The sequence below is a fragment of the Pannonibacter carbonis genome (assembly GCF_003012935.1).
Lineage (GTDB): Bacteria > Pseudomonadota > Alphaproteobacteria > Rhizobiales > Stappiaceae > Pannonibacter > Pannonibacter carbonis.
This window is the reverse complement of record NZ_PUDR01000013.1, coordinates 14,250-37,702: the sequence shown is the minus strand read 5'-3', so window position 1 is coordinate 37,702 and position 23,453 is coordinate 14,250. Positions and strand designations below refer to the sequence as shown.

Genomic DNA, 23,453 nt, shown 5'->3' with positions numbered 1-23,453 from the left:
TTCCGGCCCGCCTCTGACTCTCAAAGCGCAGCTAAAAAAAAGCGCCCCGACCGGACGGTGGGGCGCTTGTCAGTGTCTTCTCGGGATCATCCGAAGCGGCGACCAGCTGCGGTGAAGGTGTATTCATTGGCGGCAATGGTTTCATCGACAGCCTCGTCCGAGGACAGATAATCATACTCGCGCTCAAGCTGGCGGTAGAGCCAGCGGGCCAGATCGCGCAGCGCCTCGATGACCGCCTCCTCGGCATCAGCGGTCATGTCCTGCCAGGTCGGGCTGTCGCGCTCGACCGTGATCGACATGCAGTATTCGTGATAATAATGGCCGCGATGGCTGGCATCGGCGCGAAGCTGATAGAAATTGCGGCGCTGGATCGCCTGAAGGGCATCGGCGATGCGGTGCAGTTCGGTGTCCTGCGGGGCGTATTCTCTGATCCGGCGCGGCCCATGTTTCTGGTAGGAGTACCAGGATTCAAAGCAGGCACCGTCACCTTGTGAACAGAAGCCGCGGAACCAGATGCAGGGTTCCTGCCGTGTGCCGCCGCCCATCAACCGGACGGCACGGGTCTTGAGCTTCAATCCGAGGATTTCCGTGATGCGCTGGAAATCCTCGTAGACGGCATCGTACCAGTCATAATCGAAGCCGCCTTCGCGATACCAGGCGCGGGCCTTGTCCTTCGCTGCATCGGACAGCTCATCGAGACGATAGACGGTGGTTTCGATGATCTCAGGCATAGGGATCGCCTCCCTCCAGCACGGTGGAAAGCCAGCCGTCGGTATAGATCCAGTCCACCGTTTCGCCGGTGGCAAGATCGAGGACATGCGCCCCGCCACCAAATCCGTCGATACGCGGTTTCGAGCAGCTGTTTGCGTACTGGAAACCCCATAATCCGCTGAGGCCAAATTCGGCAGCGCAGCGTTTGACAAACTGAACGACATGCTCGGGATCGCCGGTGACATCATCGCGCATCCAGAGTTGCGTGCTGCCATGTTCTGGCTGGATGGAAAGCAGGAAGCCATCTGAAGGCGGATCCTCAACGGCATTGTCATCCGCCAGAGCGTTGTAGAGATCAAGCGCGCGGGCGGCGTTTTCGGGGGTGCCCACGTCAAGCAGGCAGGAAAAGTGCGTGTAATAATCGGCCATGACGGTCTCCGGACATGACATGGCCCGGCGTATGGCCGAGCCGAATGGGATGGAATGGGTGAAGCTCAGGCGGCCTGCGGCAGGCGGAGCAGATCGGCCGAGGTTTCGCGCCAGAAGGGATCGACCAATCGGGCCTCCAGCGCAGCGGCGCGGTAACGCAGCCGTCTCGCATCGCCGGGGTCCGAAGCCCGGAACGCCATACCGCGCAGGCGGCTGGCCTCGGTCACGATCCTGCGTGCCTCGGCATCGGACGCGACTGGCTGTTGCCAGAGGATAATGCCGGCGCGGATTTCGCCGGCGAGGACCAGGCGCTGATCTCGGTCCTGAATGAGCATGATGCGCGGCTGAAAAAACGGGAAGCTGTCCGGCCCCGTGCAAATATTACCGCGCGCCACGCGCAAGGCTGCGGTCTGTATGGCCTCGTCCAGTGATGGGCATTCCCCAAGCGGGATCACGCGGTCAAAGCTGTTCGCCGCGTCACTGGCGTCATAGCTGGCCGCGCCGAGGCATGAGATGCGCAACGGCAGCTTTTGCGACCGATAAAGCGCGGGCAGAACATCGGCAGCCAGAATCTGACCGATGGAACGGAAGGTTTCGGAACGGGCAAAGGTCATCGGCATCACTCCATGACGGGCGCCGAAAAGCCTCTCTCTCCAGCCATCAACCCGTCACGGCCGAACGGCCCGCACTCTTCCTCTCTGACCGGGCTTGTTCCCGGTTCCGCTGCCGACGATGGGGGGCCATCTTGAGGCAATGAAGGCCCGAAGCGCGGGTCTCCGCGCTCGGGCCGTCGGGGATGAGGCGCTTTCGCGCCTTACTCCCACGGGTCCAGCTCCAGCTTCACCATGTCGTCGTCGCCGTCGAACTCGGCGGCGGGGCAAGCGGCGTGGGTGCCGTCTCCGGCCTGAAACACGACAATCGAAACCATCAGCGTGGCGGCAAGGCTGGCGGCGAAGGCGGTGGCATCTGCATAGGACATGGGTTCCGGCTCCTGTCTTTGGAGGCGGGGGACCATCCCCCGCGCGACAGGCGCCCGAAGTGTCTGACCGGATCTGCAATCACCCTCGGGCGTTCGGACTTTTTCCGAATCCCCGAGGGCGGCACGCGCGCGTAAGCCGACCCCTTCGGGGTTGAATGTCAAAGAGACGGATCGGACCAAGGTTTGCGAATGGAAGCGGGGGTGGTTTTTCGCATCTGACAGGATGCCGGATACCCGTCGCAGATGCTCTGCCGCGCCAGCCTTGCCACCATGCTGGCATCAGGATCGTGTTCCGTTCAGGCCAGAGATGGCTGCCGCTTGCCCTGATGGGGACGGCGGATTGTATGGTGAAGCCGGATTGGACCCGTCCGGTGCAGACCTCCCACCTTCACGGCCCAACACCCTGCGATCGGGTCTTCAGCTCCAAAGCCCATCGGCAATCTCGCGGGCAATCATCGCGCGCGCCTTCATCATCAGATCATCGCCTGAGGTGTCGATATGACCGAAGAAACGGGCACGAGCGCCATGAGCTGTCCATTCGGCGTAGCGGCAATATTCACGGGCATCGAGCCGGAAGACGCGCATGTCTTCGGCCCAATGGGGCTTTGGCTCCACAACAACGGTCATGCCGTCGCGGCTTTCCTCCCAGGGCAGGGTGCGCTCCGATAGGGAATGTTCGCGATCCTCAAGAAAGATTTGATCGACGTCGATGATGGCGGGCATGGAAGCGCTCCAATGAAAAAGCCCGATCACAAGGACCGGGCGAGTTGCGGAAACGGAGGGTGCAAACGGGACAGCCGAAGCCACCCCGCCTGAGAACTATTCAGCAGCGACCATGTGCTGTTCTTCCTCGTCGTCAGCCGGGTCGTCCTCGCCATCGCCGGAGAGGAAATCGGGCAGATCGTCGGCTTCTGCCGCAGCGCCCGATGCCGGATCGACTTCGACACCATCATCCACCATGCGCAGCGGCTCAGGCAGCCAGCCGGATTCCGCCAGGAGGCGTTCGGCTTCCTTGGCCATGTCTCCCTTCTTGAGGTGCCCGATCAGTTCAGCGGCTCGATCTCCAGCGCCTTCACGTACAGCTTCAAGGATGCGCGGCTTGGTCACGCGGCCGAGATAATTGCCAACCGTCGGCCGCCAGCCCACGGCCACCATGTCGAGGCCGGTTGAACGCGCCAGCCGATCAGCCTGCGACAGGCGAACGTCCAGCCCGTGCTGGCTGACGCCCGTTCCGCTGTAAGGATTCGGCTTCTCATAGAGCGCGTTGACACCGAAGCTGACGCAATGGGCGAGCAGATCCATGCGCGATCCATCGTCCAGATCGGTCAGCCAATCCCAGAGGGCGGCATCGTCTGCCGGGACATGATCGCCCCAGCGTTCGTGGCGGTCAGCGATGGCCTTGGCTGACGCGCTATCGCGCAGATCCTCGGCCTGTGCGGGCAGATGAACCTCCCGGACCTGTGCTTCCAGGCATCCGCGGCTGGAACGCGGCATGAAGCAATCCATGACCAGCCGGTGCAACAGTGCCGTCATGGCGACATGCGGGTTCACCGCCACCGCATCCCGCAGCGCCAGGGTGCGATGTGCAGTCAACTCGCTGACCAGACGATCAGGCAGCGGCTTGATGGTCTCGGTCTCGTCATCCTCCTCCGGTTCGACCGGCTGACCGCCCAGCGTGATAACCGCACGCATGCGGCTCACCTCCGGTTCTGCCCGCTGGATCACCTCGCCGGTTTCCGGGTCAACGATCTCAGCCTCCGGTTCCGCAGGCGTTTCATCCTCGGCGCGAACATAGCCGCGCTCGACCAGCAATGCGCCATCGGCGTCGATGCTGATGAAGACGCCTGCCGTGCCGATCTGGACGGGGTCGAAGGTCATCGGGCGGCGCTCGAAGGTTTCCAGCGCCTGTTCGATTTCACCCAGCCGGGCGTCGATCTCGTCTGGCAGTTCATCAGCCTCGCCATATTCGGCTTCAAGCCGGTCATATTCGTCGCGCAATGCCTCGCGGGTGGCGCGTTCCTCTTCGGTCAGATCGACTGTGGTGCCGACAATCTGGCGAAGGCCATGATCGTGACCATAGGGAAAGGTGATGGCGACCTCGATCCACTTCCAGCCCTCGGCGGCGATGGCCTCGGCCTCGGCCTTGAGTTTTTCGCCCACCAACCGGTCGAGCAGCACCGGGTCTTGCAACCAGCCACCATCGTCCTGCTGGAAGAGATCGCGCAGCACGCAGCCGCCAGCCTCCTCATAGGCGGTAATGCCGACAAACACTGCCCGCTTGTCGGCGGCGCGGACCGTGGTTTCGGTCAGCAGGCGTCGGATGAGGTAAGGTTCCTTCTGCCAGCCGTCCTTGATCGCTTCCCAGACCTGCTCCTGACGGGCATGGTCAGAACTGACGCTGAAGGCCATGAGCTGTTCCAGCGTCATGCCATCCTCGGCATAGACGTCGAGCAATGTCGGTGAGACGGAAACCAGACGCAGGCGCTGTTTCACCACCTTCGCATCCACGAAGAAGGCGGCGGCGATGGCTTCCTCGGTCATGCCCTTTTCGCGCATGGTCTGGAAGGCGCGGAACTGATCGAGCGGATGCAGCGGTGCGCGCTCGATATTCTCGGCGAGCGATACCTCGTCGATCAGCACATCGGCGCTGGCCTCCGAAACAACACACGGGACCGGCGCGACCTTGGCGAGGCGCTTCTGCTTGACCAGCAGTTCCAGCGCGCTGAAGCGGCGACCGCCGGCGGGCACTTCGAACATGCCGGTTTCCTTGCCCTCGGCATCCACGACCGGGCGGACATGCAGGGACTGGATCAGGCCGCGACGGGCGATAGACTCGGCCAGTTCCTCGACCGAGATCCCGGCCTTGACGCGCCGGACGTTGGACTGGCTGAGCACCAGCTTGTTGAAGGGAATGTCGCGCGAGGACGACAGGGTGATCTTCTGAACGGCAGTGGCCATGTCAGTTGCTCCATGACGGACGCCGGTGAGCCTCTCTCTCCGGCTATCAGCCCGTCACGAAGCGAAGCGCCGCCCTCTTCCTCTGAAGAGAGCGACGCCAGCCGTAGAACCTGAAACCCGGAAATCAGGCACTCCGGCTTTCTGTATCGGCGGATGTACGGGAATAGCTCGCCCCGACGCGGTAGAGCAGGCGCTCAGCGGCGCGGATACTGCCGCTCTCACGGGCGGCCTCGGCCCAGACCGAGATCGGGAAATCCCCGGTGAACAGCAGATCGCGCTCGATGCCCATTCCGAAGGGCAGCCGGACTGACTGCATTTCGGTAAGGCTCCACGACCCCAGTTCGGGATAGCCGAGATCAGCCAGGCCGAACATGATGTCGCCGTCCTCGTCCAGTTCGGTGGCGAGCCAGACGCCCTCGCCAAGGGGGTTGAAGAACTTCACGACCGGGATGTGATCCTGATCGCGCTGGCGGCCATTTGCCAGCAGGCGGTCGCGCTGTGTGCCGGTGAGGAGGATCATGCCGCGGCCCTCCGGTCGGTTACGCTCGCATCCGGCTCCTCGATCTCCTCGACAGGCAGATGCGACAGCAGCCAGTCCGCCGCCTTGCTGGCCTGCGAGGCTGCGCGGACAATGGCGCGGGAATCCTCGCGCATGACCTCCAGCCACGACCCGATGTAATCGGCATGGCGGACGGTCGGCACGATCCCGAGCGCAGCGCAACTGAAAGCTGCGGCCTGTTCGGCAATCATCTCCTCGAAAGCGTATTTCTTCGAGCCGAACGAGCCGGTCAGATCGCGGCTGAGGCGGCTGTGATGGCCGCTGGCGTGACCCAGCTCGTGCAGGGCCGTCCGGTGCCAGTTGATAGGCTCGAAATAGGCTTGCGGAGGCGGCACCTGCACATAGTCGAGCGAGGGCATGTAGAAGGCGCGATCGCCGCCAATTCGGAAGTCGATGCCGGTGGCCCGGATCAGCGCCTCGACCTGAGGTTCGATCAGGCCCGGCGGCGGTTGCGGCGTGACTGCCGTGATGTCATCGGGCAAGCCATCGCATTGTGCGGCATTGAAGACCGTGAACCGCTTCAGGAACGGTATGGCATGCGCATCCTCGCCAGTCTCGCGGGCACGGCGTTTCTCGTCCTCGGGAGTGAAACGGTCGGCATAGACAACAGTGGTGCCACGCTCGCCCTTTCTGACATTGCCGCCAAGCGAAAGGGCTTGGCGGAAAGTCAGCCACGCCTGACCGGGGAAGCCGTGCTGGATGACAGCGCCCCAAAGGATCAGAATATTGATGCCGGAATAGCTACGGCCGGTTGAAGCATTTCTCGGCAGGCCCAGAGGGGCGGTATTGGGTGACGCGCCCCAGGGCTGGACCCAGGGCAGCCGCCCTTGCTCCAACTCGGCGATGATCTTGTTGGTGATGTCGTCGTAAAGGTTGCTGCGCGCGCCACCTTCTGCGGGGCTGCGATCGTGTCTGGCCATCGGGATGATCTCCGCGACGGGCGCCGGAAGCCTCTCTTCCAGCCCTCAACCCGTCACGGAAAACCCGTCCGCACTCTCACTCTGAAGGGGGCGTTGCGGGGATTCCCCGCAGAAGGGGTAGGCCGAGACCAAGGCTCGGCCTCAGGGGAAGGCTTTCCCCTATCCGGACTTCCTTGAAAACTGTCAGAAACTCGCATATATTTCCGACAGGAGAAAGACGATGACACGGCTGACCGAACAGATTTTGTCGCATGCGACGGGCCTGCCCGAAGGCGCTCCTGTGTCCGCCAAGAGCCTGCTGCACCTCGGAAACCGGGCCGCCGTGGATCAGGCGTTGTCGCGCCTGACGGAGCGCGGGCAACTCATCCGCGCCGGTCGTGGCGTCTATCTGCGTCCCATCGCCAGCCGGTTCGGCACGCGCACGCCTTCGGTCGAGCAGGCTGTCGAGGCTCTTGCAACCCAAAAGGGGGAGGTCATCGTCTCGAACGGCGCTGCCGCGGCGAACGCCCTTGGCTTGACGACGCAGGTGCCCGTCCGCTCGGTCTATCTGACCTCCGGGCGCAGCCGAAAGGTGCACCTCGGCAAGCAGATCGTGGAATTGCGGCATGCACCGCGCTGGCAACTGGCCCTGGCCAACCGGCCGGCGGGGGAGGCCGTGCGGGCGCTGGCCTGGCTCGGCCCGGAAAAGGCAGAGGCCGCGCTCACGACATTGAAGCGGAAGATGCCGCCCGGCGTGTTCGGCGAACTGGTCGCCGCCGCGCCGCAGCTTCCGACATGGCTCGCGCAGAGCGTCGGAAAGGCGGCGTATGGCTGATGTCTTTCTCCAGCTTTCGGCCGAGGACCGGCGCGACGCGCTGGGTGTCGCGGCCGACCGTTCGGGTCGTCCCACCCATCTTCTCGAAAAGGATGTGTGGGTGGTGTGGGCGCTGGCGACCCTCTACGCTGCGCCGCTCGGCGAACATCTAGTGTTCAAGGGCGGCACGTCGCTGTCGAAAGCTTATCACGTCATTCGCCGGTTTTCGGAGGATGTGGATCTGACCTATGACATTCGGGCGATCGCGCCCGATCTGGTCGGGGACAATGGCGAGGGCTTGCCGAAAACGCGAAGCGAGGAAAAGCGCTGGTCCAGCGAGGTCCGTCGGCGGTTGCCGGCATGGGTCGCGGAAACCGTGCAGCCCGTGATCGCGAACGCACTCGCCGCCGAAGGTCTGGCTGCGGCCATCCGCGTCGAGGATGACAAGCTCTTCATCGACTACGAGGCGACCGCGGCCGGGTCCGGCTATGTCGCGCCCAGCGTCATGCTGGAGTTCGGCGCGCGCTCGACGGGCGAACCGGCGAGCCTGCGCGATGTCTCCTGCGACGCCGCCGGCCTGATCGACGGGCTGGTATTCCCGACGGCGCGTCCGCGCGTCATGCACGCGGAGCGGACCTTCTGGGAGAAGGCGACCGCCATCCACGTCTTTTGCCTTCAGGAGCGGCTTCGCGGCGACCGCTTCGCACGACACTGGCACGATGTTGTCCGGCTGGATGAAGCCGGCTTTGCGGAAGCTGCTTTCGCCGATCGCGAGCTGGCCAACGCTGTCGCCCGGCACAAGTCGATGTTCTTCGCGGAGAAAGCCGCCGACCGCACGCCGATCGACTATGCAGCGGCTGTCAGCGGCGGCTTGCAACTCGTGCCGGTCGGCGATGGCGCGAAGGCGTTGGAGGACGACTATGCCCGCATGGTTGAGGATGGGCTGCTCTTCGATGACGCTGAGCCGTTCGAGGCGCTTATGGCGCAGTGCGCCGATATAGTCGCGCGCGCGAACGGCGCAGCCAAATAAGAAACGGGGGCGGGGGAATATGCGCGACGTCGAAGAGGTGCGAAAATCTCGGTTTGTAGGGAGTGACGATGCCGATTCATCGGAACCCGACTGGAACAAGGAGATCGAGAGCGCCCACCAGACGATTTGCGAGATCATGAACAAGAACGTCGCAGGCGCAGACCGGGCGGCTCGATGAAACTGCCAATGCTTGGACGATCCCGCATATACCGGCCCAGCCTTTGGGCGCGCATTTTCTTGTCGGAGAAGTGGAAACTGGCTCTCAGCCCATCTTCGCAGGACCGAGTTAGCCTGACATCGACAGGCGAGGATGAAATTCAGTGCCTTGATATCTCGTCGGTTTCGTCAACCAAGGCCCTGCTTTGGCACACGGTCGAGATCCGGTCGAAGGGCCGTATCGATGCTCTTTCCGGCCTGACCGCCAAGGCGTCTCAGACTTTACGCGACGATTTGCTGGCTTTCGTGAACCAGCATCTCGCGAATCTCATCGATTCCGACAAGGAACGCTTGCGCGAGGTCGATAGCAAGATTCGCGCGATGACCGACAGCAACAGGCAATATCTTGCTCATGCCGACGTCGGCCGGGCGATCGCGAGTGTCCCGGGAAATGCGTCACTGGCATTGGCGCACCCGTTGTTTGATGCCTCTCTGATCCCCGACACCCTAAGAGGCTATCTGCCAACCTCTTTTGCGATGCTCACTGACCCCGGCGTCCGCAGTCGCTACAATGAAAATTTCGTTTTTCACGAGATGCAGAAGTTCGAGGAATTCTTCGCCGACCTTGGGGGATTTTCGCTTTCCCAGGAGCAGCGCGAGGCTTGCATCCGCCTCGAAGACAACAACCTGCTCGTCGCATCCGCTGGATCGGGCAAGTCCGCGACCATGGTCGGGAAAGTTGCCTATGTCCTCGAGAAGGGACTTTACCATCCGAGCGAGATCCTCGTCCTGGCATTTAACAAGAGTGCAGCCGACGAATTAAAGGAACGGATCGCCAGGCAGCTGAACGTCGATGAAGATGCTCTGGAGACCCGGGTGACGACGTTTCATGCACTCGGTCGGGGGATCATCGAAGAGACGGAAGGTCGCCCACCTCAACTCGCAAACTGGGTCGAGCATCCCGCCGGCGAAGCCCGTGTGATCGACAAGATCATACGCGAGTTGATGGAGGTAAATGAAGAGTTTCGCCGTCTGTGGATCGACCTCCTCTCGATTTTGCCGAAGGCCGACATCCCCGCAGAGGTCTTTGACTCGGAGGCAGACTACAATCGCTACATCGCCGATCGCAACGATAAGGGCGGCAGCACCATCGGTACGCTTGCAAACGTGTATGTGAAATCCCTTCAGGAGCAGCGGATCGCGAACTGGTTGTGGGTCCACTCTGTCGAGTTCGAATATGAAAAGCAGATCTCATTCGAAGAGGAGGACGGGAGCGAACGTTTTGTCCAGCCGGACTTTCATTACCCTCTCACCGACACGTTCCACGAGCATTTCGCGATCAACGCGGATGGCTCCTCGCCCTTTGCGAACTATGCTGAGCATACCAAGGGTAAACGCGCTGGGTACAAGCGCAAAGAGTTGGATTTCTTCGAGACAACCTCCGCACAGGCGCACGAGGGAACGTTGTTGCCACATCTCGAGGCTGAGCTGATCAAACGCAAAATTCCCCTGACTGAGAAAAGTGTCGACGAGATCCTCAAAGCGGTCGAACCAGTGGTGATCACGCATTACCAGAAGCTGATCGGCGTGTGCATCAAACACATTCGAGCGAGCCAGCTTACGCTGGAGATGCTGCTGGAACGTGCAAAGTCCCTGCATGACAAACCGCGCGCGCAGTATTTCGCGCGTGCTGTCTGGCTGATCACCGAAGCCTATTCGCGCAAGCTCGACGAGGCAAAGCGTATCGACTTCGATTCAATGATCGGCGACGCAGTGCGCCTCGTTGAGACGGGGCGCTATCAGAGCCCTTATTCGCTGATCTTGGTGGATGAATTTCAGGATATTTCGGACCCGAGGGCCAATCTGATCAAGGCGCTAAAACACCAGAAGGCTTTCACAAAAGTCTTTGCTGTCGGAGACGATTGGCAGTCGATCTACCGCTTTGCCGGGTCGGACATTACGATCTTCACCCAGTTCGAAGCGAACTTTGGTGCCTGCTGGCAAGGTCGGCTGGAACAGACGTACCGCTGTAACCAGCTTCTCGCTGACACCGCGGCACGCTTTGTCCAGCGCAATCCCGAGCAGATCACGAAGACGGTGCGATCGACGCGCGCCGCCATACCGCGATCAATCCGGATCATTCCGGTCAGCGTGGAGTGGCGCAAGCCAAGCTTCCCGAAAGCCTGCTTCCAACTACTCGATCGCCTGAACACCTTTCTTGAAGGAATTTCAGGACAGTGGCGCCGTGAGGCGGGGCAAAAGCTGAAGGTACTGGTCTTGTGGCGTTACAACTTGTTAGATGTAGCGGCTTGCCAACATAAGCGCCTCTGCTCGCAAACATCGGCATTTTCTGCTCGAATTATCTGACAATGGAGCGGGCGTCGTGCTCACGCTCTTTGCCAATGTGCTCGCAAACATCCGGGTCTGCTTGCAAACATCCCCCACGTGCTCAGATTAATTGCCAGCGACGGCATGGTCAAACCGGGACGCCTGCCTGTCGTAGTTGCTCGGTCAGCTGACGGGAATATTCGGGATCAAGGGTGCCCGCCAGGAAGGCGCGGATATCCGACGGCCGAGCATTGAGGTGCGTGACCAGAGCCGTCGCATCGTAACCATTTCGGGTCAACGTCGGTTCGAGATCGTCGATGGCGCGGGACAGGACCTGCTCGACGATTTCGGCGGTAACCGGCTTGGCGCCGAGGCGAAAGCCCTGCTCGAATGCGAGGGTGAGATGCATCTCGATCTGAAGCGGCGTGCGCAAACGTTCGGCGATGAGGTCGATGGCTTCTTCCTCGAGGAGTTCGCCAACCTTTACGCCTTCGGCCGCACAGGCGCCAAGCAGCCAGGCAACATAGTCGCGGCGCGCGGAGCCGATCCCCTCGTAGTGAAAAATGGTCGTGCGGTAGCCAATCTCCTCCATTTGCGGCCGGCGCAGATCATTGCGCAACCGGGGATGCCCGACAAGAAGTACGGAAAGGAGCACGCCGGCGTCGGCGACCACCTCCATCAGTCGCTTCAGGCCGGTTAAGGTCTTGTGGTGCAGGTCATGGGCCTCGTCGACCACGAGGACGATCGGCCGTTTGCCTTTTTTCATGATGTCGCGCAGGTCGCGCTCCCGGCGCTCGGCCTGCTTGGGGATCTTGACCTGCGCACGATCGCCGGGAGACAAGTCGTAGAACAGGGCTTCAATGAGCGATGGCAGCGAAGTGCGCCGCTTGTCGACCGCCAGCGATTTGGCGAGTGCGACCTTGCCGGCTTTGGTGAGTTCGGCCTCGATGCGGCGCAAAAGGTGGGTTTTCCCCGAACCGACCAGGCCGGAGACCACGACAAGCCGACCGGTCTGGACGGCCGCACACACCTCGCGGATGATCGTGCGCTGATGCTCGGTCTCAAAGTTGCCGGCCCCTTGGAAAGGCCGGTCGAGGCCGTAACTGGATTGAACGTCAGCGAGCATCATTCTTCCTTTCTTCGCGCCTGGAAGCGTTCGCGGATACGGGCCGCGATCATCTTTTTGTCGAGTGTTTCTCCAAGCAGTTCATTGATGAAGGCGCGGTCACCGGCATTCATCGCGCCGATCGGCCGGCCGAGCTGGTCGGCGATGGCCCCACGGGCTGCGAGACCATTTGGATAAGCGGTCTCTATTGCGGGTTCCGGAAACGGTGTCCGCCGTACACTCAGCCCAGCCGTGGTCGGGGGCAGCGAAGGCAATGGACGATCCCCGCCGGTGACCGCGGCGCGGGGGAGCCCAAGTTGGTCTGCCAGGCGCACCACCTTGTCGAGCCGCTCTTCGAGCTTGCTCTTCTGGTATTTGCGATAGCGAAAGAGGGGAACCGCCCCGCGCGAAGGTTGGAATGGACCGAAGCGCTTGCCCTCATGCTCGACGAACAGTTCCTGATCGAACAGGCCCCAGAGCAAGGTCACCGTTTCGCCGGCAAGTTCGGGCTCGACCTCATAGGATGCGCCTTCGACCGATACGGTCGCGTCTCCAGCAACCGTCCGTCGTTCCGGTTCGCGCGCAAAGGCGCAGAACCGCTCCCAGGAGCACATCGCCCGCACCCCGTCAGGAGGAAGATGCCGCAGCCAATCCTCGATGCGTGCATGAGACTCTGTGCGATGGTCGCCGTTATTGTAGGTGACCAAGGCGCGCCTGAGCCAAAGGTTGGCTTCCTCTTCGTCCTTCGGCTTGTGGAAATGATAGAGGGTCTCGTGCACTTCCTTGATCGTGCGAAACGGCCGCTCGACCTTGCCTTTCGCTCGCGCCGGCGTGCGCCGCTCGCTGTCCGACGGGGGCATATGCGTGAGAACCCGGACACCAAGGCTACCCATGACGGACTGGAAAACGCGCGAGCGGCTCACCGGCCCGTTATCCATATGGATGGTCGTTGGAATCCCCTGAAGCGGCAGTTCCGGTTCAGGCTTGGCGGCGAAGGCATTGTAGAGAAAGCGCAAGGCGGACTCCGCGTCCTCGCCGTAGACGGAGCGGTATTCCTGATAGCTCGCGCCGGAGCGATCATCGACCACGGAGAACAGCATCAGCGTCGGCCGGCCGCGCCCTTCCTCGACCCAAAGCGGCGCTTCCACCTGCTTCAGGTCGGACGGGCTCATGTCGAAGTGCCAGAGTTCGTTGGAACGCCGCGCCTGGAATCGGACGGCAGCCACCGGGCGGGTGACGCGCGCATAATCCAGGCCGGAAACACGCAGCAGCCGATCGACCGTTGCGCGTTTCAAGATGCCGGGCGGTGCACGGACCAGGCCATCGGGCGTCACCACGCCGTCTTCCTCAAGCAGCTTGATGGCGCGCGCCGTGGAGATATGCCGCCCCTTCCGGTTCGCCGTTCTGATCTTCAGGGCCGCGATGATTTCGGCATAGGTTTCCATCTCCGGCTGCGGGGCGATCCGGGAGGTTCCGTGATCGGCGCGCCGTACGGATTTCGGGCGGTTCAACTCCCGCAGCGCCCGATACAGGGTCCAGATCGAGATGCCGTAGGCATCGGCGGCACGAGCAACAATCTCGGTACGGCCTGGATCACGGGGAGAAAGCAGCGACAATCGGCGTCGAAGATCGACAAGAGCCTCTCCGGGCGGCCGCTTTCTCCGCTCAGCCATGGACGTCCTCGGATTCCACTGTTTTGGGAGAGCCACCCTTCTTGCCGATATGACGATAGAGGGTTGCAACAGAAACCCCCATGCGCTGCGCAATATTGCGTACCGGTATGCTGCCTTCCTTCATCAGGGCGCGCGCCGCGGCAATATCGCCCGGGCGCATCGCGGGCGGGCGGCCACCCTTGCGGCCACGTTGCCGCGCCTCGACCAGTCCAGCCGTCGTGCGTTCGCGGATCAGAGCACGTTCGAACTGGGCGATCGCACCGAAGACATGGAAGGTCAGCATGCCGCCCGGCGTCGTCGTATCAATGCTCTCGGTCAAGGACACGAGCCCGATCTTCGCGCGCTCCAACTCTTCCGCCGTCGCGATGAGCTTCTTTAGCGATCGCGCCAACCGATCGAGTTTCCAGACAACGAGCGTGTCACCAGTGCGAAGCACGTCGGAGAGAATTCGGCCCAATTCCGGGCGGTCATCGCGAGCGCCTGACCCGCGCTCGGTAAACACCTTCTCGCAACCGGCGCGTCTCAGCGCCTCAAGCTGAAGCTCCGGATTTTGATCGATCGTGCTGACCCTGGCGTACCCGACCCGCATAGCCATCCAAATGTTCTTGAAAGTCGTTGGACACATAGCATTTTGCGACAACCGTTTCTATAACAGTTTTGAGAAGATTCCATCGCGCCATTCAAGGGGCGTGACGGCATGCGCTATGGCATGCTCAAAAACCCTCGTTTATGACAAACGATCCATGGAAACCAACTATGTGTCTGACGGCCGAATATTCGCGACATGGAGCAGGGAACCTTACGCATCGAAAATCGGGCGGTCCCCGATCTTGTCCCCCTTGTATGGGATACTCCGGGAATTGAGGCGGCGATACCAAAGGATGCGGTCGGCCAGGCCGTTACCATGTTCGAGCCGCAGGAATGCGCCAACTACTTCAAATCTTGCGGATATGACCCCGAGTAATGTGGACGTGCTCTAGGTCACCCAGAGGGGCGCTCGCATCGAGTATAACCTTAAGCGCGATTGCTTCCGGTGAACCATCCTCCATATGTACGGGATGTACAGCCCACACAGACTTTTCGAGAACCACATTCTCAACAGAAACCTCATAAAGCCTACCCGACGCGAGCTCATCGAGGACAGTGCTCCTCATCACGATCGAAATGCCGAGACCAGCTCGAACTGCATGCTTCACAGCCTCAGTGCTCCCGACATTGAATGAGATTGGGAATTGCTCTGCCGCTTGGCCGAAGGCCTCGCGGAGCACGGATCCGGTACCGGTTCCACGTTCTCCGCCAATGAGGGACTCTTGAAATAACTCTGCCGCTTCAATTGTTTTTCGCGTCCTCCAATTATGCTGTGGGGATACGATTATTACCAGCTTTTCCTTCCGCCAAAGGCGGGCTTGATATCCTTTTCGATCGTCCCACCATTCGGTAAAGGCTAGATCAATCTCCTTCCTCAAGAGCTTTTCGATGATTTCAGGATTTGAGGCAACGGCCACCTCAGGTGGCCGGCCTTGAGCATCCTGTAAACGCTTCAAGTGGACTGGCAAAATATAGGTACCGATGTTAGTACTGGCACCCAACGTAATCCGGCCGCTGTGCAGGCGGTCCAGAGATCTCTTCGTGACGGTCAAAAGGCTGCGTGCGAATGGCAAGAATACGAGCCCTTGCCGAGTCGGCACACACTTGTCCTTCCTCCTCTCGACCAGCCGCACCCCTAGTATATCCTCCAATCGTTTCACATTATGTGAGACAGTCGGTTGGGATATCTGAAGCCGTCGCGACGCCTCGTGAAAGCTGCCAGTTTCGATTACCTCTATGAATGCTGCGACATGCGAAAGGCTAAACATTACTTTCTCTAATCAAGGAATTAGTTGAACCTCGTTAATTGCCGCACGAGGTCTTCGGCCTTGGACAAAATCTATAATGTTGTCAGCAGCCTCGTGCTCGATAGCCAAACGCGACTTCGCCACTGCTGAGCCTATGTGGGGTGTCAAGATCGAATCATGTTCGCGATTGAGGAGACCCCCGTGGACCTTGTCAGGCCGGTCGGGTCTGGCCCAGTCCTCCATCTCATAAACATCAGCGGCGTAGCCTCCCAAGCGCCCCGCCTGCAATGCAGCGACAACAGCCTCTTCATCAACCACGCTTCCGCGTGCAGGATTAATAAGAAGTGCTCCTTTGGGCATTTTGGCGAGTTGTTCAGCGCCGAGGAGATGCTTCGTTTCGGCCGAAAGCGGGAGTGCACACACAAGAAAGGTAGACGACGAGATCAACTGGTCAAATTCAAGAGGCTTTACGTTCAGTCTGATCTCATCGGCTTTGTCCAGGGATTGACGATCCCAGTACGACACAATGGCGCCGAAGGTAGTTAGGCGCTGTGCTATAGCTTTTCCGATCGCTCCCATCCCTAAAATGCCGATTGCTGTGCCCTGCAGCCCAAGGCCGTAAAACCGAGGGCGCCAACCTTTGTAATCCCTCCTGACGCTCTTGTCGCCTGGCAGAATGTGCCGCCCAAGAGCAATCATCAGACCGATTGTAAGTTCGGCTGTCGGATCAGTGAGAAGATCGGACACTATCGTGACGTGGACTCCACGCTGCGTGCAGGCTTCGATGTCGAAGTTATCGAAGCCTTTCAGCGCACATGCCACAAGTTGAAGATCGGGAGCGTGCGCGAGTACAGACGCGTCGATCATGTCCGGCATGAACGCCATCATCGCCTTGGCGTCGCTCAATTCTGCGAGCAGTTTCTCGCGGGGCCATGTATCATCAGTATCGTTGCAAACTAAACGAGCGTGGGGAGATAGCTTTGAGATAATCTCCTCGTGGACGCGATGGGTGATTACTACCTTTGGGAGCATTTAATTTATCCTTCTATTGCAGCTGGCGGCGGAGGAGAGCGCCGACCTGGTCAACGATGGTGACCATCAGAAGGACAACGAGCATGATCGCAAGAACCTCCTGATAATTCATGATCCGGAGGGATGTCATCAACTCGAAACCGATACCACCAGCTCCCACAGTGCCCAGGATTGTCGAGGCGCGGAAGTTGTACTCCCACCGATAGATGGTCACATCGGCCAATTGCGGTAGAACTTGTGGCAAGATCGCCCGCGTCACGATCTGGAACGGCGACGCACCAGCTGCGCGTGCGGCTTCTATAGGCGCATTATCGCAATGCTCGATCGCCTCCGCAAAGAACTTGCCCACCATGCCAACCGAGTGAAGACCAAGAGCCAGCACGCCTGGGAGCGCTCCAAATCCCACTGCCGCCACGAAGACGATGCCCATAATCAGCTCCGGGATCGACCGTAGACCATTCAACAATCCACGCGAGATCATATAGATGACAGCGTTGGGTGCTGTTTTCCCTGAGGCGAAAAAGCCAACTGGAAGTGATATCAGTACCGCGATCGCAGTCCCAGCTATACTCATCGCCAGAGTGTCGATGAGAGGGCTGATCCACTCCAAGCCTCGGTTGAAATCCGGGGGAAACATTTCCGTACCGAGCTGCCAGAGCGCAGGAAACCCAGATCCCAGACGCTCCAGATCAAGAAGACCGGAGTGATAACTGCTAACAATGATCACACACGCAATTGCCAACGCGATCACGCCAGCTCTGGTCCAAGCTTTGTTTTGATGTTGAAGGATAGAGTCGTAGTCGGCCGACGGCTGTGTCATCACATATCCTGGAAGAAAGGACGCAGGCCAGCGCCTGCGTCGAAAGGTGAGAAACTGTCTCGAACGCGCCTTACTGACTCAGGTCCAAGTTCAGCACTTTACCGAGCTCACGGACGACGTCGTAGGCTTTGTCATCGATCGGAGCGAACCCATCGGCTTTGAAGGATGCCAATACCTTTTCGTCTTTAAGGTCGATGAAGGCTTTGGTGATCGCCTCTTTCAACGAAGTGTCAAGATCCGACCGCATGGTCCAGGGGTACTGCGGGAACGGATCGGACTCGGCGAGGGCGATAACTTTCTTAGGATCAATGGTGCCACGAGCGACCATTGAATTGTAGATGGGCAACGAAAGTCCGCCAATCTGAGCATTGCCATTCTGCACTGCAATAGCCACGGCATCATGCGACCCTACGAAGTTCTCGCTATAGTCTTTTCCAGCCTCAACTCCGGCCTTAAGCAGCATAGATTTCGGGATAAGGTGGCTTGAGGTGGAAGCCACGTCCCCAAACGCGACCTTTTTCCCTTTTGCATCTTCAAGGCTTTCGATGCCAGCCTCTGCATTGGCGACAACTACAGCGCGATAGGTAGTTTCGCCATCCTTCATAAGTGCTGCGAAAGGCTCGATATCAGCCTTGGTTTTCGCGAGCGTGTAAGAGAGCGGCCCGAAATAAGCCAACTCAAGCCGGCCGAAACGCATCGCTTCGATCATTGACGAGTAGTCGGTCGTTACGATCAGTTCAATCTCCCGACCGAGTGTCTTCTCAAGATACTCCTCGAGAGGACGATTGTTTTTGATGACAGTGGCGGCGTTCTCGTCCGGTAGCAACGCGACGCGCAATGTCTCTGGATTTGAGCCAGCATGCGCCAACGAACTCCAGCCAAGAACGGCGAGGAATGCGAGGGACAGAAGCTTCTTCATAATGCGGCCTCCATGGCAGCTAAAGGTTGATCATACTCGTAGTTGGACAAATCTTGTGTTGTGGTCGGATTTCTTGGGGCGCTGCGGTAGATCGACGCACACATTTGATCGGTCAGTTCGTCGACAGCGGCGTCCGCAACCACTTCCCCGTCGCGCATAGCAATGACCCGGTCGCCGAACCGGCGAGCTAGATCGATCTGATGAAGGCTGATCACAGCAGTGATGCCGTCGGCTGTGCATATTTCGCGAAGCTGCGACAGGACCTCGACAGCCGTTTCAGGGTCCAGACTTGCAACGGGCTCATCTGCAAGGACCAGTTGGGGCTTCTGGACCAGCGCGCGCGCAATGCCCACCCGTTGCTGCTGACCGCCGGATAGTTGATCCGCCCTGACGAGAGCCTTATCAAGAAGGCCTACGCGTTCAAGGCATTCCAACCCCAGCCTTCGATCCGAACGCGGCATAGGGAACAACGTACGCCAGCCAGAGTGGTAGCCCAGGCGGCCCGTCATGACGTTGTCGAGCGCGCTCAAGCGCCCTATGAGTTGGTGCTGCTGGAATATCATCCCAGTTCGCCTTCGGTGAATGCGAAGCTTAGTTTCCGCATCCAGAGCACCAATATCGTTAGAAGTGATCGAACCAGACGTCGGCGCAACCAAGCCGTTGAGTGTCCGGATGAGGGTAGATTTGCCTGCGCCGGATCTACCGAGGAGCACGACGAACTGACCCTGGTTGAACGTCAATGTCGTTGTCTTCAAAGCTTGGGTGCCGTTGGCATAGGTCACGGCAACTCCGTTCAGAGCCAGCATCACAATAATCCTGATCGTTAGTGGTGCATCGATTGAATATTTGCATCACTATGGGCGACATATGACGTCCGTTTATCAGGCTCGTGAAACTTCAATGACAGCACTTAAACTCAGCTCTACCTCCTCGCGTAGCTGCGATGGAGAAATTTCACCCAGAGCCGCCTGATCATGACGGCCCGGTCCCAATTCTACACCACCTTGACGGATGCTATCCCATATTCGGCCAGATAAACCGGCCCTTCTCCAGCCGCCGGGTAAAAAGGCAGGCGCCCAGACCATCATGCCAGATGATCTTCAAAATATCCGATCTGCGGCCCCTGAAGACGAAGAGATGCCCTGACAACGGATCATGCTGCAGAACCTCCTGCACCCGAAGCGCCAAGGAGGGAAAGCCACAGCGCATGTCCGTATATCCGCGCCTTCCTGGCGGGCACCCTTGATCCCGAATATTCCCGTCAGCTGACCGAGCAACTACGACAGGCAGGCGTCCCGGTTTGACCATGCCGTCGCTGGCAATTAATCTGAGCACGTGGGGGATGTTTGCAAGCAGACCCGGATGTTTGCGAGCACATTGGCAAAGAGCGTGAGCACGACGCCCGCTCCATTGTCAGATAATTCGAGCAGAAAATGCCGATGTTTGCGAGCAGAGGCGCTTATGTTGGCAAGCCGCTACACATAGACATCCTGAAAGAGATGATGGTGAAGTGACTTGTAGTGCTCCAGATCCAGAGCGCCTTCCGGCCACGGCTCTTCAAAACGGGTGATGAAAACGGCGAGTTCGAATTCATCCAGCTCGTCCTGGACACGAAGCCCGATCCTGTTGCGCAGGACGGTTGTTCCTTCGTAACAGAGAGGATCTTCCTCGGCGTCGTAGATCAATGTCAGGCAGATTTCTGCTTGGTGAACTGAGCGCGAATTGCCGCGCGGCGCTCATCACCTGACTTGCCTGATGTGGCATCCAGCACCGTGCGCATGCGCTTGGATAGGAAAAGCCCTTCTACCGCGCTGATTTTCTCGGCGCGATAACGCCCGTGTTTAACGACGCCAGAGGCGCTGACGGTCGCTTTTGTCGGAACCTTTTTCATGGATTGAGCCTATCACGGTCTTATGGGGTCGACAAAAAAATTCTGCTGGCAGGGGGGCTTGCCCCCCTGCACCCCCCGTCCGCTCCGGGAAAGCATCAAGCCGTCCGTGGTGGGGGCCTCATTGCCGGCCCCCACACCCCCGCTAGGATATTTGTGGAACAATGATGGAGCGATGTTTCACGACGTGCGCGATTCACGACGTGAAATTGTCGTGATAGAGTACCTTCACGGTACAGCCGGGGACGGCAATGACCGTGAACGGTGATGGAGACCCGGCCTGTGAGAAACATGGTCGGGTCACCGCATATTCTTCTCTTCAATTGAATTCAGATTTAGAAAATAGGGCGTAGCCCGTTTTATATATGTTTTAATAGTTTTAATAATGTTTTAGAGAGAAAAACACCAGTTAACACAATGAAAAATATAGGTAAATTCTGAAGCTGCGTCGGCGATAGACGGCTTGTCGTCGGTGATAGACGGGATGTCGTCGGCGATAGACGGTTTTGTGTCGGTGATAGACGGTTGCGACAAAAACTTATCCACACCCTGTGGATTAGTCTTTTCCCGGAAAACCGGATTTTTGTCGTCGGCGATAGACGGGTTCCGACAAAAAATTTGTCGTCGGCGATAGACAGAACACTGACAAAATCAGCCGTGGTTAGCTTGGGCGTCAAGGACGGGCGACAGTGTGTCTTCGCGCTTGCGCATTTCAAGGATGAGATCATCCTTGCCCTCTATCAGCATCAGGTCAAATTCCGGCATTGGAAACGCCTGTGTCCGTGCCACCAGCTGCTTGAGGTCATAGCTGAACTTGCGTATCTCTTGCGGTGACCCGCTGCGCTTGTGGATCTCGCGCACGCTATAGCGTGCGGTTCCGCCCTTCCCTGCTGCCTTGCGTGCGAGGCGGTAGATAAACCGGCCAAGACCGGAGCTGATCAGAAAATAGTCCTGGTGCAGGGTCAGCAGCGGAAGGCTTTTTTCGTTCTTAACCACGCTGGTGTAAACCCAGTCAGGAATGGTGATTTCCACCTCGTCCACTTTCCCCGTGTTGGTCTTGCTGACCACTCGAAATTCACCGATGAGCGGGCGCGTGTCCACCTGGCGGCGTTTGCCGCTGGACAGGTTGGTGACGGTGATGGTGGTTTTGGCAAGCCGCAACAGGGCCTGTTCCACTTCCTCATACTGTCGACCGCCATTGGAACGGCGGCAGAACTTCAGAATATGCGCAACACTCGGGCGGTAGACCTTGGCGGGCAAGGTCGGGCGAAGCCCCTTTCCTTCCTCGCTGCGGTAGCGCCGCACTTCGTCGGCCAGTGCAGACACCATGTTGATGAAGATGTCGTAGTCAAACACGGTGGCCAAACCGCTTTCGGCGCCACCTTCCACGGTGATGAGGCTGTCTTTAAGTTCGTACTTGATAACGCCGTTGCGGGCATTCTTGCCCAGCGAGAACGGCGCGACGTCCATCAGGTTCACGTCATCTTTGATGGGGGCATCATAGATTGATGGCACAAAGAACATCAGCTGGGCATCGTCCACCGGCGGCGCCCGCATTATGTGCCGTGCGCGGGTTTCCTGCATAAGTACGGCCGAGACGTCAGCCTCGATGCTGTCGGTGCGGATGGCCTCTCCGAGCGCACGCAGCTGCCGGTTCAGCGGGTCATCGGGCAGGGTGTCCAGCTTGAGGTCCGACCAGACGCGGCGGCTGTAATAGCGCCGCAGGCGGCTGAGCGTGGCCTTGTCCAGTTCAACGGTTTCCCGGTCATGACGCTCGGCAAACTGGTCGGCCAGCTCTTGCAGGTAAGCGTTTTTCTCGTGAAGAGACAGCGCGCTGAACGCCTCGCGGGTCATGAGGTCTAGCTTCTTGCGTGCCATACTATCGAGTATCCACTCTTGTCATTATAGTGGTATAGTGGTGAGCCACTATACCGTCGTGCCGTTATTTCTGCCGTAGTTCATCCACCGACGGATGTCCGTGCTCCACGAGAATACGGGTCACCCCTTCCATCAGGAGGTCATGGATCTTACAATCCTTGGCGAAAGCAATTTCCTTGAGCTTCCGGTGAACCAACGGCGGCAGATAGACGGTGGATTTCACCACTTCCGTCTTCGGTGGTGTCGGGGCCTGCTGGGTCATCGGCACCACCGCGCCGGATATTTGTGCGCCGCCGGTGGAGGCCATGTCGGCCTGAATGCTACCCAACAAGCTTGGTCTTGACGGTTTCGCCATGGTTCTTTCCCTTCATTGACTTTTTCAGCCACACCCAGAGGTGGCGAACTTCTTCGGCGGCCTTGCCGTCCGAGGCGTACTCGGTGACGCCAAGCCCGCTGGCGAAGGCGTCCTGATGGTCGGCGCGTTGCATGATCAGCGGCTCGGCGATCAGGCCAAGCATGGACAGCGCTTGCGCAGCCTCGGTGGCGCGCGGGTTGTTCGGCTGCGGCGGGCACTGGTTCAGGGCGAACAGGAACGGTCGCTGCATGCGGATTGCCGCTTCATAGGTCGCCCGGGTGGCTCGCAGGTCCATCTTGGTAGGGCGGCTCGGGATCAGACACAGGTCGGCCGCCTGCATGGCGATGTGCGTACCCGTACTGTCAATCCCTGCTGTGTCCAGGATCACCAGCGTATACCCCCTCCCCTCAAGCGCCTTGAGAATGGACGGCAGCTGCGGAATGGCCCCCGGTTCAAGATAATCCACTGCCGGGGTCTCGGCGGTGCGGTCGGCGGCCCAGTTGGTCAGGGACTGTTGAGGATCAAGGTCAAGCACGGCGACGGATTCACCGGCGTCCTGAGCGGCCACGGCCAGCGATGCGGCAAGGGTGGTTTTCCCGGCGCCGCCCTTCTGGGTAACAAAGGCAATGGTTTTCATGGGAATCGCTCCTGTCATGCCCCACAGTGGCACACCTTTCTGCCACTACACCAGTAGACCTTTAAACCTTCATGAAGGGATAGTGGCAAAAAGGCACGCCACTATAGCGGCATGCCGCTAGCCACCAGTGTTCAATTGGCGGAAAACGGTTCAGAATCCTGCACCGCCGCCACCGTGAATACCCTGCGTATCAACCCAGCCACCGGTCACATTCAGATCTGCCGCATGCCGCAATAGGTCAACATACCACTGTAGTGGTGCAGTGGTATCCCCGTCGCTCCTTTTGTATGGCCAAGGCCTCCTGCGCTGCCAGGGCGCGGGACTCTGAAGGATAGGGGGTCACGCGCACCTGCCCGCCGCTGCCGATACGTCCCCATTCTCGCACCAGTGACCACTGGCCGAACAGGTCGGGCTGGACGTCCAGCCGGTAGAATCGGGCCATGTTCCG

At 59.5% G+C, this 23,453-nt stretch carries 27 protein-coding genes; 4 read left to right on the top strand and 23 right to left on the bottom strand.

What is annotated here, in order from left to right:
* Positions 1–86: 86 nt before the first annotated feature.
* From C8348_RS17205 to C8348_RS17170, 8 genes are all read right to left on the bottom strand, one after another.
* Positions 87–731 (bottom strand): antitoxin of toxin-antitoxin stability system, encoded by a 645-nt coding sequence (locus tag C8348_RS17205; RefSeq protein ID WP_100237026.1) that lies wholly within the window; start codon positions 729–731, stop codon positions 87–89.
* Positions 724–1,140, bottom strand: a complete 417-nt coding sequence (locus C8348_RS17200; RefSeq protein WP_038146402.1) for a hypothetical protein — start codon at positions 1,138–1,140, stop codon at positions 724–726. Before C8348_RS17200 ends, C8348_RS17205 begins: the two co-directional genes overlap by 8 nt.
* 65 nt (positions 1,141–1,205) lie before the next feature.
* Positions 1,206–1,754 (bottom strand): hypothetical protein, encoded by a 549-nt coding sequence (locus C8348_RS17195; protein ID WP_038146716.1) that lies wholly within the window; start codon positions 1,752–1,754, stop codon positions 1,206–1,208.
* 200 nt (positions 1,755–1,954) lie between these two features.
* Positions 1,955–2,119 carry a hypothetical protein gene (locus C8348_RS17190; RefSeq protein WP_009450567.1) on the bottom strand — a complete coding sequence of 55 codons (165 nt, stop codon included), beginning with the start codon at positions 2,117–2,119 and terminating at the stop codon, positions 1,955–1,957.
* Positions 2,120–2,536: 417 nt separating this feature from the next.
* Positions 2,537–2,842: a hypothetical protein gene (locus C8348_RS17185; protein ID WP_038146403.1), complete on the bottom strand. Its 306-nt coding sequence runs from the start codon at positions 2,840–2,842 to the stop codon at positions 2,537–2,539.
* A gap of 96 nt (positions 2,843–2,938) precedes the next feature.
* The gene (locus tag C8348_RS17180) at positions 2,939–5,077 is read right to left on the bottom strand and encodes a Spo0J and enkurin domain-containing protein (protein WP_038146404.1); all 2,139 of its coding nucleotides are present in this window, start codon (positions 5,075–5,077) and stop codon (positions 2,939–2,941) included.
* 124 nt (positions 5,078–5,201) lie between these two features.
* Positions 5,202–5,597: a DUF2958 domain-containing protein gene (locus tag C8348_RS17175; RefSeq protein WP_038146406.1), complete on the bottom strand. Its 396-nt coding sequence runs from the start codon at positions 5,595–5,597 to the stop codon at positions 5,202–5,204.
* Positions 5,594–6,556, bottom strand: coding sequence for an ArdC family protein (locus tag C8348_RS17170; RefSeq protein ID WP_038146408.1), 963 nt, complete (start codon positions 6,554–6,556; stop codon positions 5,594–5,596). The genes C8348_RS17175 and C8348_RS17170 overlap by 4 nt, the downstream gene beginning before the upstream one ends.
* A 220-nt stretch (positions 6,557–6,776) precedes the next feature.
* Between C8348_RS17170 and C8348_RS17165 the strand changes: the two genes are divergently transcribed.
* Genes C8348_RS17165 through C8348_RS17155 form a run of 4 tightly spaced genes read left to right on the top strand, consistent with a single transcriptional unit; the run spans position 6,777 to position 10,902 of the window.
* On the top strand, positions 6,777–7,370 hold the full coding sequence (locus tag C8348_RS17165; protein ID WP_038146409.1) for a DUF6088 family protein: 594 nt from the start codon (positions 6,777–6,779) through the stop codon (positions 7,368–7,370).
* Positions 7,363–8,379, top strand: a complete 1,017-nt coding sequence (locus tag C8348_RS17160; protein ID WP_038146410.1) for a nucleotidyl transferase AbiEii/AbiGii toxin family protein — start codon at positions 7,363–7,365, stop codon at positions 8,377–8,379. The genes C8348_RS17165 and C8348_RS17160 overlap by 8 nt, the downstream gene beginning before the upstream one ends.
* 19 nt (positions 8,380–8,398) lie before the next feature.
* Positions 8,399–8,557: a hypothetical protein gene (locus C8348_RS22020; RefSeq protein ID WP_156102950.1), complete on the top strand. Its 159-nt coding sequence runs from the start codon at positions 8,399–8,401 to the stop codon at positions 8,555–8,557.
* Positions 8,554–10,902 (top strand): UvrD-helicase domain-containing protein, encoded by a 2,349-nt coding sequence (locus C8348_RS17155; RefSeq protein WP_244294045.1) that lies wholly within the window; start codon positions 8,554–8,556, stop codon positions 10,900–10,902. Before C8348_RS22020 ends, C8348_RS17155 begins: the two co-directional genes overlap by 4 nt.
* A 109-nt stretch (positions 10,903–11,011) precedes the next feature.
* Here the strand turns inward: C8348_RS17155 and C8348_RS17150 are convergent, their stop codons facing one another.
* From C8348_RS17150 to C8348_RS17080, 15 genes are all read right to left on the bottom strand, one after another.
* On the bottom strand, positions 11,012–11,992 hold the full coding sequence (locus C8348_RS17150; RefSeq protein ID WP_198647106.1) for an ExeA family protein: 981 nt from the start codon (positions 11,990–11,992) through the stop codon (positions 11,012–11,014).
* On the bottom strand, positions 11,989–13,641 hold the full coding sequence (locus C8348_RS17145) for an IS481 family transposase (protein WP_003501095.1): 1,653 nt from the start codon (positions 13,639–13,641) through the stop codon (positions 11,989–11,991). Before C8348_RS17145 ends, C8348_RS17150 begins: the two co-directional genes overlap by 4 nt.
* Positions 13,634–14,236 (bottom strand): recombinase family protein, encoded by a 603-nt coding sequence (locus C8348_RS17140; protein ID WP_003501098.1) that lies wholly within the window; start codon positions 14,234–14,236, stop codon positions 13,634–13,636. The genes C8348_RS17145 and C8348_RS17140 overlap by 8 nt, the downstream gene beginning before the upstream one ends.
* A gap of 340 nt (positions 14,237–14,576) precedes the next feature.
* A complete protein-coding gene (locus C8348_RS17135; protein ID WP_003501100.1) occupies positions 14,577–15,497 on the bottom strand; it encodes a LysR family transcriptional regulator in 921 nt (306 codons plus the stop codon).
* A gap of 12 nt (positions 15,498–15,509) precedes the next feature.
* Complete coding sequence (locus C8348_RS17130; protein ID WP_106754600.1) at positions 15,510–16,508, bottom strand: phosphonate dehydrogenase; 999 nt, start codon at positions 16,506–16,508, stop codon at positions 15,510–15,512.
* Between the two features lie 13 nt (positions 16,509–16,521).
* The gene (gene phnE, locus C8348_RS17125) at positions 16,522–17,328 is read right to left on the bottom strand and encodes a phosphonate ABC transporter, permease protein PhnE (RefSeq protein WP_006473411.1); all 807 of its coding nucleotides are present in this window, start codon (positions 17,326–17,328) and stop codon (positions 16,522–16,524) included.
* A 70-nt stretch (positions 17,329–17,398) separates the two neighbouring features.
* Positions 17,399–18,247 (bottom strand): phosphate/phosphite/phosphonate ABC transporter substrate-binding protein, encoded by an 849-nt coding sequence (gene phnD / locus C8348_RS17120; RefSeq protein ID WP_003501103.1) that lies wholly within the window; start codon positions 18,245–18,247, stop codon positions 17,399–17,401.
* Positions 18,244–19,053 (bottom strand): phosphonate ABC transporter ATP-binding protein, encoded by an 810-nt coding sequence (phnC, locus tag C8348_RS17115; protein WP_006473175.1) that lies wholly within the window; start codon positions 19,051–19,053, stop codon positions 18,244–18,246. Before phnC ends, phnD begins: the two co-directional genes overlap by 4 nt.
* A gap of 208 nt (positions 19,054–19,261) precedes the next feature.
* Positions 19,262–19,456, bottom strand: a complete 195-nt coding sequence (gene tnpB / locus C8348_RS22430) for an IS66 family insertion sequence element accessory protein TnpB (RefSeq protein WP_006473174.1) — start codon at positions 19,454–19,456, stop codon at positions 19,262–19,264.
* Positions 19,457–19,722: 266 nt separating this feature from the next.
* Positions 19,723–19,932, bottom strand: a complete 210-nt coding sequence (locus C8348_RS17105; protein ID WP_106754599.1) for a hypothetical protein — start codon at positions 19,930–19,932, stop codon at positions 19,723–19,725.
* 2 nt (positions 19,933–19,934) lie between these two features.
* Positions 19,935–20,138: a hypothetical protein gene (locus C8348_RS17100; RefSeq protein ID WP_106754598.1), complete on the bottom strand. Its 204-nt coding sequence runs from the start codon at positions 20,136–20,138 to the stop codon at positions 19,935–19,937.
* Positions 20,139–20,786: 648 nt separating this feature from the next.
* Positions 20,787–22,013 carry a replication initiator protein A gene (locus C8348_RS17095; RefSeq protein ID WP_198647105.1) on the bottom strand — a complete coding sequence of 409 codons (1,227 nt, stop codon included), beginning with the start codon at positions 22,011–22,013 and terminating at the stop codon, positions 20,787–20,789.
* A gap of 64 nt (positions 22,014–22,077) precedes the next feature.
* The gene (locus tag C8348_RS17090; protein WP_157950456.1) at positions 22,078–22,368 is read right to left on the bottom strand and encodes a hypothetical protein; all 291 of its coding nucleotides are present in this window, start codon (positions 22,366–22,368) and stop codon (positions 22,078–22,080) included.
* Entirely contained in the window at positions 22,334–23,005 is a 672-nt protein-coding gene (locus C8348_RS17085; protein ID WP_106754596.1) for a ParA family protein, read from the bottom strand. The genes C8348_RS17090 and C8348_RS17085 overlap by 35 nt, the downstream gene beginning before the upstream one ends.
* A 238-nt stretch (positions 23,006–23,243) precedes the next feature.
* Complete coding sequence (locus tag C8348_RS17080) at positions 23,244–23,447, bottom strand: WGR domain-containing protein (RefSeq protein WP_198647112.1); 204 nt, start codon at positions 23,445–23,447, stop codon at positions 23,244–23,246.
* Between the last annotated feature and the right edge of the window lie 6 nt (positions 23,448–23,453).